General features: G+C 56.8%; 10 protein-coding genes and 1 tRNA gene. 4 read left to right on the top strand and 7 right to left on the bottom strand.

Annotated features, from left to right (window positions below):
• The first annotated feature begins 27 nt into the window (after positions 1-27).
• Complete coding sequence (locus AQ1_RS08860; protein ID WP_042086429.1) at positions 28-891, top strand: division plane positioning ATPase MipZ; 864 nt, start codon at positions 28-30, stop codon at positions 889-891.
• Between the two features lie 56 nt (positions 892-947).
• Here AQ1_RS08860 and AQ1_RS08855 read toward each other — a convergent pair whose 3' ends face one another.
• The 7 genes from AQ1_RS08855 to AQ1_RS08825 form a co-directional block, all read right to left on the bottom strand.
• Complete coding sequence (locus AQ1_RS08855; RefSeq protein ID WP_042086406.1) at positions 948-1544, bottom strand: hypothetical protein; 597 nt, start codon at positions 1542-1544, stop codon at positions 948-950.
• A gap of 290 nt (positions 1545-1834) precedes the next feature.
• Positions 1835-4204 carry a ribonuclease R gene (gene rnr / locus AQ1_RS08850; RefSeq protein ID WP_042086405.1) on the bottom strand — a complete coding sequence of 790 codons (2370 nt, stop codon included), beginning with the start codon at positions 4202-4204 and terminating at the stop codon, positions 1835-1837.
• Between the two features lie 51 nt (positions 4205-4255).
• Positions 4256-6937 carry a type I DNA topoisomerase gene (topA, locus tag AQ1_RS08845; protein ID WP_042086403.1) on the bottom strand — a complete coding sequence of 894 codons (2682 nt, stop codon included), beginning with the start codon at positions 6935-6937 and terminating at the stop codon, positions 4256-4258.
• A 66-nt stretch (positions 6938-7003) separates the two neighbouring features.
• A complete protein-coding gene (gene dprA / locus AQ1_RS08840) occupies positions 7004-8173 on the bottom strand; it encodes a DNA-processing protein DprA (RefSeq protein WP_081837222.1) in 1170 nt (389 codons plus the stop codon).
• A 78-nt stretch (positions 8174-8251) separates the two neighbouring features.
• Positions 8252-8857 (bottom strand): glycerol-3-phosphate 1-O-acyltransferase PlsY, encoded by a 606-nt coding sequence (gene plsY, locus AQ1_RS08835; protein WP_042086402.1) that lies wholly within the window; start codon positions 8855-8857, stop codon positions 8252-8254.
• Complete coding sequence (gene pyrC / locus AQ1_RS08830; RefSeq protein WP_042086400.1) at positions 8854-10107, bottom strand: dihydroorotase; 1254 nt, start codon at positions 10105-10107, stop codon at positions 8854-8856. The genes plsY and pyrC overlap by 4 nt, the downstream gene beginning before the upstream one ends.
• Positions 10107-11072, bottom strand: a complete 966-nt coding sequence (locus tag AQ1_RS08825) for an aspartate carbamoyltransferase catalytic subunit (RefSeq protein ID WP_042086399.1) — start codon at positions 11070-11072, stop codon at positions 10107-10109. The genes pyrC and AQ1_RS08825 overlap by 1 nt, the downstream gene beginning before the upstream one ends.
• Positions 11073-11297: 225 nt before the next feature.
• Here AQ1_RS08825 and AQ1_RS08820 point away from each other — a divergent pair, with 225 nt between their 5' ends.
• From AQ1_RS08820 to AQ1_RS08810, 3 genes are all read left to right on the top strand, one after another.
• Entirely contained in the window at positions 11298-11744 is a 447-nt protein-coding gene (locus AQ1_RS08820) for a hypothetical protein (RefSeq protein ID WP_042086398.1), read from the top strand.
• Between the two features lie 211 nt (positions 11745-11955).
• Positions 11956-12032, top strand: a tRNA-Met gene (locus tag AQ1_RS08815).
• A 349-nt stretch (positions 12033-12381) separates the two neighbouring features.
• Entirely contained in the window at positions 12382-12588 is a 207-nt protein-coding gene (locus AQ1_RS08810; protein WP_042086396.1) for a cold-shock protein, read from the top strand.
• The last annotated feature ends 156 nt before the right edge of the window (positions 12589-12744 follow it).

Here is a 12744-nt window from a genome sequence, read left to right as displayed (position 1 = left end):
TCCAAAGATGGGGCTGTGCAAAATCACATGATGGATGAAAGCAAGCGGTCCGTTGATCGGGCGCATATTCTGGTTTTGGGCAATGAAAAGGGCGGATCGGGGAAATCCACCACCGCCATGCATATCCTGATGGCTTTGGCGGATCGCGGTTTGCGGGTTGCGGCCATTGATCTTGATAGCCGCCAGCGCAGCCTGTCGCGTTATCTGGAAAATCGCAGCCAGTTCATCGCCCAAAAGGGCATTGATCTGCCCTTGCCCACGGTTTTGACCCTGCAACCATCAGATAAAGATTTAAAACAGGCTGCCCAGGAAGAAGACAAGGAAACCCTCAGCCGCGCTCTGGCCCAATTAAGTGTGGATTGCGATGTGGTGATCATCGATTGCCCGGGCAGCGATAGCCCCTTATCGCGGATGGCCCATGCCCTGGCCGATACCATCCTGACGCCGCTGAATGACAGCTTTGTTGATCTTGATCTGCTGGCCCGTGTTGATCGCGATCGCTATGAGGTGGAGGCCCCCAGCCTTTATGCCGAAATGGTGTGGGAGGCGCGCAAAAGGCGGGCGATGGCGGATCGCGGGCAGATCGATTGGATCGTTATGCGCAATCGTGTCGCAACCCTGCATGCCCGCAATAAACAAAGGGTCGAGACCGTTCTGGCGAAATTATCCCGGCGGGTGGGCTTTCGCTATATCCCCGGATTGAGCGAACGGGTGATCTATCGGGAATTGTTCCTCAAAGGGCTCACCCTTGTGGATATGAAGAAAACCGCAGGATTGGAAGTGGGCGCGTCCCTCACCATGAGTCAGGTTTCAGCGCGCAATGAATTGCGCCGGGTGGTTGAAGCCCTGAATATCCCTGCCTTGCGCAAAAAGACCGAGGCTGCGGAATAAACGCCGCAGCCCCCGAAATCTCAATAGCGGCGAAATCCTGATGATCGGCGCGGCTCTTATTTCAGGGCCGGTTTTTGACGGCTGAGCCGCCAGATCATGAACAGGGCTGGCAACAGAAAAAGCAGGGTGGCAGGCTGCGGAATTTGGGGGATTTGAGTTTGCGCGGTTGAGACGACATCCAGTTCGATGCGGAAATCCCAAAAGCCGCCTAAGCCGCTCATGCTCATCAACAGGAACTGGCGATAGGTGCCGCTTTGAAGGGCAAGATTGCCCAGATCATGAAGGGCAGGGCCGCCAAGCCAATTCACCATAGACCCTTGGGTTTTATCGCTCCCATCGAAATTTTGCAGATAAAGGCTGGCCGACCAATTAAAGACAAAGGCCGTGTTCAATTGTTCGATGATATAGCGAAAGCCGGTGAGCTGTGTTTCCGGGGCGATTTCAAAGGAAAAATCATTCACCTTTTTGCAATAAGGAAAAAGTCTGAAGCAGCCCACACCCTCAATGCTATTGGTGCCCACCCCCATCAGCAGGGGATTGGCGGGGTTTAAAAACCCGTCTCGTTCCTCATGATAGCTGATCGGTGCAGCCATGGCTTTGGTTGCCAAAAAAACAGTTAACCCTAAAATCAGCAAAGCTTTTAAAAATGTCATCGTCTGTCTCAATGATCCTAAAGGATGATGGCTCAGGCTTTTATAGCTGCCAATCCTAAAGCTAGCAAGATCAATGCCAAATGGAAAACATCAAGGATGATGCGGGGTTGTTCCGACGTTTGGGAGGCTTTGTAAAAGATCTGTCAGAAAAACTGACAGGCGCATCTCATTTTGAAACAGGTCCGCTACGCCAGAGCGATTTCGAGCGGAGTGGGACACGACGCGGCAAGGAAATCGCGGTCAAACAGATATTGAGAGCATTTTCCGATCAAAGTGGATCGGAAAATGCTCTAGGCTTTAGGCTTTCCGCCTTTTTTGGCCGCTTTGCTGAAGCCCGGCTTTTTGCCCCCTTTTTTGGGGCTGGCCTTAAAGCCGGGCCTGCCAGTCTGGCCCCTAGATCCTTTACCCCTAGATCCTTTATCCATGGATCGTTTAAAGCCGGGCGCATCATCGCGATTGGGCTCGCCAATCAATTCCAGCTTCAGGCCGCCGGTGATGGGCTGGGCTTCGATCAGGCGCACTTCAACAATATCGCCCAGCCGATACACCTGCCCATGGCGCTTTCCCACAAGCGCATGGTTTTGTTCTTCAAATTCATAATAATCGCTGCCCATGCTGGAAACCGGCACCAGCCCATCGCCGCCCGAAGGCATCAGGGTGACAAAAAGCCCAAAGCGCGCCACCCCGGAAATCCGCCCCTTAAAGCTGTGGCCGGTGCGACCAGCCAGAAAGGCAGCCAGATAGCGATCGGTGGAATCCCGTTCCGCTGCCATGGCCCGCCTTTCGGTGAGCGAAATGGCCTCGCCCAATGCGCCCATCTCTTCGAAATCCGCGTCGCTCAAGCCATCCGTGCCAAGCCCCAAAGCCTTAATCAGCCCACGATGCACCAAAAGATCGGCATAGCGGCGGATGGGCGAGGTAAAATGCGCATAGCGTGCCAAAGCCAGCCCGAAATGGCCTTTATTATCAGGGCTGTAATAGGCCTGGGTTTGGGATCGCAAGACCACCTGATTGATCAGCATGGCATGGGGGGTCTCGCGAAAGCGATCCAGCACCTTGTTGAACAGCGCCGGGCTCAGGGTTTGGGCGCGGGCAAGGTTGAAATCAAGGCTTTGGAGAAATTCCCGCAGGGCCTCGACCTTATCAAGGGCCGGTTCCTCATGCACCCGATACATGCAGGGCACATGCTTTGCTTCCAAAGTTTCCGCCGCACAGACATTGGCGCTGATCATCAGATCCTCGATCACCCGATGGGCGCGCAAAGGGGTTTTGGGGATGATCTCCACAATCTCGCCCGCATCATCGAGCAGGATTTTCTTTTCATCGGATTGAATATCAAGGGGCGCGCGGGCCATCCGCGCCTGATCAAGGGCATCATGGGCGGCATAAAGCGGCTTTAACACATCATCGAGCAAAGGGGACGCAACCGAGGTGGGGGCGCCATCGATGGCTGATTGCACATCTTCATAAGCGATATTGGCGACCGAGCGCATCAGCCCCCGCACAAAGCGATGGCGGCGCTTCACGCCATGGCGATCGATCCAGATATGAACCGCAAAACAGGCGCGATCCACCCCGGGCTTGAGGGAGCACAGATCGGTGGAGAGGCTTTCGGGCAGCATCGGCACCACCCGATCCGGGAAATAGGCTGAATTGCCGCGCAGGCGGGCATCATGATCAAGGGCACTGCCCGGGCGCACATAATGGGCGACATCGGCAATGGCGATGATGATATGCCAGCCGCCGGGATTTTCGGGATCGTCATCGGCCTCGGCAAAAACTGCATCATCATGATCGCGGGCATCGGATGGATCGATGGTGATGAGGGGGATGGCGCGCAAATCCTCGCGCGGATAGCCATCCCCTTCAAGGCTGACCGGCCGGGCCGCTTCGGCTTCGGCAAGGGCGGCATCGCTGAAAGCGGTGGGCAGCCCATATTGATGGATGGCGATCAGCGAAATATGCCGGGTTTCCGAGACATCGCCATGCTGTTCGATGATCCGTGCGGGCTTCAGCCCCAATGTTCGCCCACCCCTTTTGAGATCATGATGACGGGGCAAAAGCTCGGCCAGCACCAATTGGCCATCTTTTGCATTTTGGGCATCATCGGCGTCGATCAGCAGCTCTTCACGGTTTTTCTTGTCAACGGGGATCACCCGCCCGCCCTTGTCGCTGCCATGATACACCCCCAGAATCTGACGGGCCGCGCCCTCCAGAACCTTGATCACGGTGGCATGATAGCTCACCTCGTCATGGCCGGGTGAAAGCCTTGCCAAAGCCCGGTCGCCGCGCCCAAGGGCTGTTTGCGTGCCGCGATGGCCCTTGGTGGCCAGAATGATTTTGGGGGGTGGGGCCTCCTGGCGCCAATTGAGCGGACGCATCAACACATCGCCATAGGCATCGGTGCCGGATACTTCGAGGACCATGACCGAAGGCAGATGGCCCGCCGGACGCAGGGCTTTGCTGCTATCGCGGGCGATCACGCCATCCTCTTCCATTTCACGCAGGCGTTTTTTGAGGGCGATGCGATCTGATCCCTTAACGGAAAAGGCTCTGGCCAGTTCGCGCTTGGTGATCTTTTCGCCAGCCTCCTCAAGATATTTGAGGATCTCCGCCTTGGTCGGGATCGGATCGGGCGAGTCTATGGGGGTCTTGTTCACGCCTTATCCTTCGCATTAAGGCGCCCCCTTGATGAAAAGGGGGCGCTGAGATCAAGAAGAGGCACCGGACGCTTTTTTTGCCGCAGGTTTCTTCACAGCAGGCTTTTTCGCAGCAGGCTTCTTTGCGGGCGCCTTTTTGGCAGCCGGTTTTTTAGCCGCCGTCTTTGCCGGGGCTTTTTTCGCGGGCGCCTTCTTTGCTGGGGCCTTTTTGGCCGGAGATTGGCCGCTTTTGGCTATTTTCGCCGCCAGAATGTCGAGCGCCTGATCCATCTCAAGGGCCAGGGGATCGGTATCTTTGGGCAAGGTGGCATTGATTTTGTCATGGCTGACATAAGGGCCATAGCGGCCATCCATCACCCGCACCGGCTTGCCGGTTTCCGGGTGATCGCCCAAGGCCTTCATTTCAGCTTTGGCGGGGGCGCGGCCCTTCGCGCGTTCCGCCAAAGCGGCCACCGCCCGGTTCATGCCCACCGAAAACACTTCTTCGGTGGAACTGAGCTTTCCATAGGTTTTTTCATGCTGCACATAAGGGCCATAGCGCCCGATATTGGCAAAAACCGGCTTCCCGCTTTCCGGGTGCATCCCCACTTCGCGGGGCAAAGACAGCAATTTCAAGGCCATCGGCAGGTCGATATCATCGATGGCAATATCTTGCGGGATCGAGGCCCTTGGCGGTTTTTCGCCTTTTTCCAAAGCCTCGCCCTTTTGCAGATAAGGGCCAAAGCGCCCGGCCCTCAAGCTGATATCCGCACCGCTTTCGGGGTCTTGCCCCAGAATTTTCGGGCCATCGCTGGTGGCAAGGGCGGCGGCATCGCTGCCATTGTCGGAAAATTGCCTAGTATAGCGGCAATCGGGATAGTTCGAGCAGCCGATAAACGCCCCATAGCGCCCGGTTTTCAACGAAAGCCGCCCATTTTCACAGGCCGGGCATTGGCGCGGGTCGGCATTTTCTTCTTCGGATTTGAACAGAAAAGTGCCGAGGGTTTCGTTCAGTTTTTCAAGGATATTGGTATTGCGTTCGGCCAGCACCTCATCGGTGCGGGGTTTGAAGGCGCTCCAGAAATCGCGCAGAACCGCTTTCCATTGTGCTGTGCCGGCAGACACATCATCAAGCTGGCTTTCAAGCTTGGCGGTGAAATCATATTCCACATAGCGGGCGAAAAAACTTTCCAGAAAGGCGGTGACCAATCGGCCCTTGTCTTCGGGAATGAAGCGTTTCTTTTCGAGCCGCACATAATTGCGGGCGGATAAAACATCCAAAATCGAGGCATAGGTAGAGGGCCTGCCGATACCCAGTTCCTCGAGCTTTTTCACAAGGCTCGCTTCGGTGAAACGGGGGGGCGGCTCGGTGAAATGCTGGGCCGGATTGACAGCCAGAGTTTTCACATCCTCGCCGATCTGGACCGCAGGCAGATGCGCCTGGGCTTCATCTTCCTCGTCATCGCGGCCTTCCTGATAAAGGGCGAGATAGCCATCAAAGCGGATCACCGTGCCGGTGGCACGCAGCCCCACATCGCCCGAGCGCGAAGCCAGATCGATGGTTGATCGCTCCACATCGGCACTTTGCATCTGGCTGGCCACGGTGCGCTTCCAGATCAGATCATAGAGCCTGTATTCATCATCATTCAAAGCCGCGCGCAGCTTTTGCGGCAGCAAAGATGGATCGGTGGGGCGGATCGCCTCATGGGCTTCCTGAGCATTTTTCGCCTTGGATTTATAAAGGCGCGGGGTTCCCGGCAGATAGGCCTCGCCATAGCGGCTGGCGATGGTTTTGCGGGCGCTGGCGATGGCTTCTGCGGCGATGGATACGCCATCGGTCCGCATATAGGTGATGAGGCCGGTGGTTTCGCCATCCACCGTTTTGCCTTCATATAGGGTTTGCGCCAGCCGCATGGTCTGGCTGGCCCCAAAGCCCAGCTTGCGCGCCGCTTCCTGTTGCAGGGTAGATGTGGTGAAGGGCGGTTGCGGATGGCGCTTGCCGGGCTTTTTCTCGACATTGGCAATGTGGAAAGCGCGCTTTTCAATCTCGCCCACCGCCTGCTTGGCAGCGGCTTCATCCGCCAGATCAAAGCGATCGAGCTTTTTGCCATCAAGAGTAACAAGGCGGGTGCTGAAGCTGTTGCCCTCGGCTGATTGCATCTGGGCTTCGATGGTCCAATATTCGCGGCGGTTGAATTGTTCGATCTCAAGCTCGCGATTGCACACCAGCCGCAGCGCCACTGATTGGACACGCCCTGCGGATCGGGCACCGGGCAGCTTGCGCCACAAAACCGGAGACAGGGTAAAGCCCACCAGATAATCCAGCGCCCGCCGCGCCAGATAGGCATCCACCAGTTCCTGATCGATATCGCGAGGATTGCTGATCCCGGCTTCAACGGCGCGTTTGGTGATTTCATTGAACACCACGCGCTTGACGATCACATCCTTCAGCGCCCGTTTTTGCTTCAAAACTTCCAGAAGATGCCACGAAATCGCTTCACCCTCGCGGTCGGGGTCAGTCGCCAGATAAAGATGATCGGCGCCCTTAACGGCATCGGCAATCTCTTTCAGCCGCTTTTGCGATGCCCGCTCCACATCCCAGGACATCGCGAAATCCTCATCAGGACGCACCGAGCCATCTTTCGACGGCAAATCGCGGATATGCCCATAGGAGGCAAGCACCTTGAATGAGTTTCCAAGATACTTGTTGATCGTTTTTGCCTTGGCAGGCGACTCGACGATGACAACGTCCATACTGTGCTTTCTGTCGCTTTCAGCCTGATACTTCCTGTCAGGAGCTAAAGGCGAGCGGGTCCGCTGTCAATAAGGAGTGTCAAAACCGCTCCCCGTGAGGGCGACTTTCGATCCCGGCAGGCGTTCGATCAAACCGGCCAGTTCCAGTTCCAGCAAAATGGTCAAAACCATCGCCGCATCATAGCCTGTCATGCGGATCAGATCATCGATCCGCACCGGGGTCACCGATAAAAGCCCGCGCAATTCATGGCGCGCGGATTGCGGAATATCATCGCTTTGCGGCATTGGCTTTGAACCATAATCCATTCCTTCCGGCTCGCCTAAGGGGGGGCGTAATTGGGCCATGGCATCCAGAATATCGTCTGTGCACTCGATCAGGGCGGCCCCCGATTTGATCAGGGCATTGGTGCCCTTGCAGCGTGGATCGAGGGGGGAGCCGGGAATGGCGAAAACCTCGCGCCCTTGTTCCAAAGCCAGCCTTGCGGTGATCAGCGATCCCGATTTTTGCGTGGCTTCCACTACCAGAACCCCCAAGGAAAGCCCCGATATGATGCGATTGCGTTTGGGGAAATGGCGCGCCTGCGGCTGCACGCCCAAGGGTTCATCGCTCACCAGCAGCCCCTGTTCGGCAATGGCGCGCTGCAAAGCTTCATTTTCCCGGGGATAATAAATATCGATGCCCCCCGCCACTACGGCGATGGTGCCCCCCTTCAGCGCCCCCTGATGGGCGGCGGTATCGATCCCCCGGGCCAGGCCGGAAATAACGCAAATTCCCTGTTCTGCCAGTTCCCGGCCCAGCTTTTCCGCTTGTTGCCGGGCCACCATGCTGGCATTTCGCGCCCCCACAATGCCGATGGTTTGCCGCTCGAAAAGATGGGGGGCACCTTTGGTGATCAGAACCGGCGGGGCATCCTCGATGGCGGCGAGCAAAGGCGGATAGGCGCGATCCCCTAAAAAAAGCGGCTTTGCGCCATAATCGGCGATCCGCTTTAGTTCATCAAGACACTGGCGGGGCTGGGGAATTTTCAGCGGAGCCTTGCGCCCGCCCGCCCGCGCCAGATCGGGGATCGCCTCAATCGCCGCGATGGCCGAACCAAAGCGGGCGATCAGCCGACGAAAAGTGGTGGGGCCCACGGTATCGGTGCGAATCAGCCGCATCCGCGCCAGCTTTTCTTCGCGCGAAAGCAAGGGGGCCTGTGGCCCTTGGCCCTGCAGAAAATCATTCTGTGTCTTCATCGCGCCATCGTCACCAAAGCATGCGATCAGGTCAATCAAAAGGCGATGAAGGGGGAATAAAATCGTGCGAGAGGGGCGCTATTTTTCGTTTTTGGGGCGGCCGATGCGCGGTTCCGTGCCGTTTAATATGCGCCCGATATTGGCGGAATGTTTGAAAAAGATGGCAATGGCCAAAGCGCCGCAGAAAATGGTGATCTGGGGTGTGGCAAAGGCCCAGGCAAAAAGCGGCGTTAAAGCCGCCGATAAAAGCCCGGCCAAAGACGACATCCGAAACACTGCCAATAAGATCAGCCAGCTTGCCGCCCACAAAAGCCCCACCGGCCAGGCCATGGCCAACAGCAGGCCGCCAAAGCTTGCCACCCCCTTGCCGCCCTTGAAGCCCAGAAAAACCGGATAAAGATGTCCCAGAAAAGCCGCCGCTCCGGCCAATGGCGCCGCTTCGGGGCTGATCGCCTGAGCGATTAAAAACGCCGCTGCGGCCTTCCCGCCATCAAGCAAAAGCGTGGCAAGGGCGATGGGCTTGTTCCCGGTGCGCAAAACATTGGTGGCCCCGATATTGCCCGAACCGATCTTGCGGATATCGCCCAGGCCCGCTGCTTTTGAAAGCAACAGCCCGAAAGGCACCGATCCCAGCAGATAGCCCAAAAGCACCACGCCGATGGCCGCGATTGAAAGCTCTGTCATGGGGTTCCTTCCACAAAAACATCATGGCCGCCAACGATGGTGCGTAAAACCTTACCCTCGACCGGCTGGCCTTCAAAAGGGGTGTTTTGGGTATCGGATAAAAAATCGCCGGGATCGATGCGCCAGGGCTTATCAAGATCAAACAGCACCAGATCGGCTGGTGCGCCGGGGGCCAAGCGCCCGCCCGGCAGGCCTAAAAGCTTAGCCGGATGATAGCTCAGCATCGCCAGAACATGGATCAGCGGCAGATCATAGGCATGATAAAGCATCAGGCTTAAAGGCAGCAGGGTTTGATAGCCCACCATGCCGAAAGCGGCTTCAGCAAAGGGCAGGCGCTTGCTTTCCTGATCATGGGGATCATGGCCCGAACAGATGACATCGATCAGCCCGGCTTTAAGGCCCGCGACCATCGCCGCCCGATCATTTTCGGATCGCAAGGGGGGCGACATCTTGGCAAAGGTCCGATAATCGGTGACGGCCAGTTCATTGAGCAGGAAATATTGCGGAGACGTGCCGCAGCTCATCCGCCGCCCTTGCGCCCGATTGCGCTGGATGGCCTCAAGGCTTTCCGCCGTTGAAATCTGGAGATGATGAAGGCGGCCGCCGCTGATATCCACCAGCCGCGCGTCACGCTCGATCATCATCACTTCAGCCTCTACAGGAATGCCCTGCAAGCCGAGCCTCGTGGCGGTTTCGCCTTCATTCATCATGCCATTGGCCGCCAGCCCCGGATCTTCGGCATGATGCAGGATCATCCGGTCAAACAGGGCGCTATATTCCAAAAGCCGGCGCATGATCGCGCTATCCCCCAAAGCCCGGCGGCCATTGGAAAAGCCCACGGCCCCGGCATCAGCCATCAGCCCGATTTCCGCCATCGCCTCACCGCGCAAGCCTTGTGTGGCCGCGCCGATGGGCAAAATCCGCACGCCCTCGCCCTTTTTTGGATAGGGGCGGGCATTGGTGGCGATCATCGCCGCATCATCATGGGGGGGGGATTGATCGGGCATCAGAACCACCGTGGTGATGCCGCCCGCTGCCGCAGCAGCACTATCGGCGCGAAAACTGCACAGATCGATCAGCCCGGGGGCGAGCACATGGCCCTTGCAATCAATCGTTTCATAGCCATCGGGGGCTGTGGTGATCTCGGCGCCCAGGCTTTGGATCAGGCCATCATCCACCAAAAGCCCGCCTTGCACATCAAGGCCGCTTGCCGGATCGATCAGCCGGGCATTGAGATAGGCCGTTTGCATCAGGCCTTTCCTTCCTCTTGTCGCATATGGCGGGTCAGCACATCCATGCACCCCATCCGCACCGCCACCCCCATTTCCACCTGTTCTTCGATGGCGGAATGTTGCAGATCATCGGCGACCGAGGTGGCAATCTCCACCCCTCGGTTCATCGGTCCGGGATGCATCACCAGAACATCGGGAGAGGCTACGGCCAGCTTTTCGGGCGTCAGGCCATAAAAGCGGAAAAACTCCCGCTCGCTGGGAACGAAGGCGCCCTGCATCCGCTCTTTTTGCAGGCGCAGCATCATCACCACATCGCAATTTTTCAGGCCCTCATTCATATGGGTGTGAACCTCAACCCCCAATCGATCGCAGGCCCGGGGTAAAAGGGTGGGGGGGGCCACAACCCGCACCCGCGCCCCCATGGCATTGAGCAGATGGATATTGGATCGGGCAACACGGGAATGGGCCACGTCTCCGCAGATGGCGATAGTCAGATCATGCAGGCGGCCCTTGCGACGGCGGATGGTCAGGGCATCGAGCAGGGCCTGGGTGGGATGTTCATGGCGGCCATCGCCCGCATTGATCACCGCGCAATTCACCTTTTGCGACAGCAGCGAAACCGCGCCGGATTGGGCATGGCGCACCACCAGCACATCGGGCCGCATGGCATTCAGCGTTTGGGCGGTATCGAGAAGGGTTTCCCCTTTGGTGATGGATGAGGCCCCCACCGAAAAAGAGACCGTATCCATCCCCAGCCTTTTCCCCGCGATTTCAAAGGACATCAAAGTGCGGGTCGAGGATTCGAAAAACAGGTTGATCTGGGTCAGCCCCTTGAGCAGGGCCCCCTGCGCCTGACGCTGGCGCTGTGACACCGCATAGCTTTCCGCCACATCGAGCAGATGCTGGATCTGTTCGGGCTGAAGCCCTTCGATTCCCAATAAATGGCGATAGGGGAAAGGATCACCGCCGGGCGGATCAATCATCGCCCGAAGATAAGGCGGATGCGGAGGCTTGGATGCTTGGGTCATTAAAAACGAGGTTATAAAAGCGCCCTTTGCCCAGCGCAAGATAAAGAAGCGCCGCACGGGTGTTATCTTCACCCACATGAACGCCAGATAACCGCCGCCTTCAGAACCGGTTCAGTGCGGCCATGGCATTCTGGCCCTGCGATTGGATCAGTGAGACGAAACCCTGAAAGGAGACCGGATATGTTGAACCCATCCATTCTTGGTGTTGCTTTGGCGGCGGCTTTATCCTTGCCGATATTGGGGCCAATGTTGGGCATGGCCCAAACGGCGGCTGCGGAACCGGCTCAGCAAAATAAGGGCCATTATAATCATGCGGCTTCTGTTTCAACTGGTGTGCAGCTTGCAGGCCATCATCGCGATCAAGTGGGGCACAAGCGGGCCTATGGTCATCAGAAAAAAGCTTATAGCCACCAAAAGAAGGCTTATCGTCATCAAAAGAAAGCCTATCGCCACAAGAAAAAAGCCTATGGTCGCCATGATGATCGCCGCTTTCATGGGGTGAGCCCTTATCAGCGTGATCGCGCTCATGATCGCTATGATAATCGCCGCCATGATAATCGCCGTCATGAACGCCGCACGCTTTATCATGCACCGCGCATTGTTATTCCGGGCTTTTTCTATCGCTAAAGGCCTGGTCACCGGGGGCACGCCCCCGGTGACGGGCGAGGGCGGGCGTTCCATGAAATCGGGCGGTTTTGAATTTTGCTCATTCTTGGCGGTGTAAAAGTCTTGACGAAGACAGCGGAACTTTCCTATATGAGCGCGCCTTGGCTGGCCATGGATCAATCGGCTGCCATGGGGCCATGTAGGGTCAGCTCTATCGGCCAGGCATTTCCGGGGCGGAGTAGCTCAGTTGGTTAGAGCAGCGGAATCATAATCCGCGTGTCGGGGGTTCAAATCCCTCCTCCGCTACCAATTTTTCCCATTACAGATTTTTTGTGTCATCACGGGCTTTTTTGCCAGCTTGGCGGCCCAAAAATCAGGCTTGAGGCCAAAAAATCAGATCTGTGGCCTGAAGCCTATCAAAGAGGCTTTGATTCATCAAAAAAGTAGAGTATGTTTAAGCACATTCAAAGTTGCTGATGCGGCTTTGGATTTATCTGCGATATGCTGGCTGGCGTGTTTTGGCATATCAACAAGCAGGAAACAGGCGGTCGGGATGTCCCGGCTGGACACGTCGAACAACCTGCGACTGATCTGATTTTGGTTTCGCGCGATTACGACGCTACCGACTTCTGAGACATCGCGTGAAAAGGACACGACAATGGCTAAAGGTACGGTTAAGTGGTTCAATTCCACCAAAGGTTTCGGTTTCATTCAGCCTGAAACAGGCGGCAAGGACGTTTTCGTCCATATTTCTGCCGTTGAGCGCGCAGGTCTTTCCGGCCTGGATGATAATCAGCAGGTCACCTATGACCTTGAAGAAGATCGCCGCGGCCGCACATCTGCCGTGAATCTTCAGCTCGCCTGATTGAGCCGAATTTTTCATCTGAACCACTTAAGGGAGGCTGCGGCCTCCCTTATGCGTTTTGGGGCCTTGCCATATTTTCCCTTATGCTTTTGAAACGCACATAGTCTTCAAATTTTGACATCCCTGTGATGGAGCGGCTGATGCCCGATAAAATGG

The organism is Iodidimonas nitroreducens (genome assembly GCA_000710935.1).
GTDB lineage: Bacteria > Pseudomonadota > Alphaproteobacteria > Sphingomonadales > Rhodothalassiaceae > Iodidimonas > Iodidimonas nitroreducens.
The sequence above is the reverse complement of the archived record's forward strand: the minus strand, read 5'-3'. Positions and strand labels throughout refer to the sequence as shown.

What these genes read in the sequence shown, in the direction of transcription:
- AQ1_RS08860 (WP_042086429.1), top strand. Translation starts at nt 28, where the DNA reads ATGATGGATGAAAGCAAGCGGTCCGTTGATCGGGCGCATATTCTGGTT.
- AQ1_RS08855 (WP_042086406.1), bottom strand. Translation starts at nt 1,544, where the DNA reads ATGACATTTTTAAAAGCTTTGCTGATTTTAGGGTTAACTGTTTTTTTG.
- topA (WP_042086403.1), bottom strand. Translation starts at nt 6,937, where the DNA reads ATGGACGTTGTCATCGTCGAGTCGCCTGCCAAGGCAAAAACGATCAAC.
- dprA (WP_081837222.1), bottom strand. Translation starts at nt 8,173, where the DNA reads ATGAAGACACAGAATGATTTTCTGCAGGGCCAAGGGCCACAGGCCCCC.
- plsY (WP_042086402.1), bottom strand. Translation starts at nt 8,857, where the DNA reads ATGACAGAGCTTTCAATCGCGGCCATCGGCGTGGTGCTTTTGGGCTAT.
- pyrC (WP_042086400.1), bottom strand. Translation starts at nt 10,107, where the DNA reads ATGCAAACGGCCTATCTCAATGCCCGGCTGATCGATCCGGCAAGCGGC.
- AQ1_RS08825 (WP_042086399.1), bottom strand. Translation starts at nt 11,072, where the DNA reads ATGATTGATCCGCCCGGCGGTGATCCTTTCCCCTATCGCCATTTATTG.
- AQ1_RS08820 (WP_042086398.1), top strand. Translation starts at nt 11,298, where the DNA reads ATGTTGAACCCATCCATTCTTGGTGTTGCTTTGGCGGCGGCTTTATCC.
- AQ1_RS08810 (WP_042086396.1), top strand. Translation starts at nt 12,382, where the DNA reads ATGGCTAAAGGTACGGTTAAGTGGTTCAATTCCACCAAAGGTTTCGGT.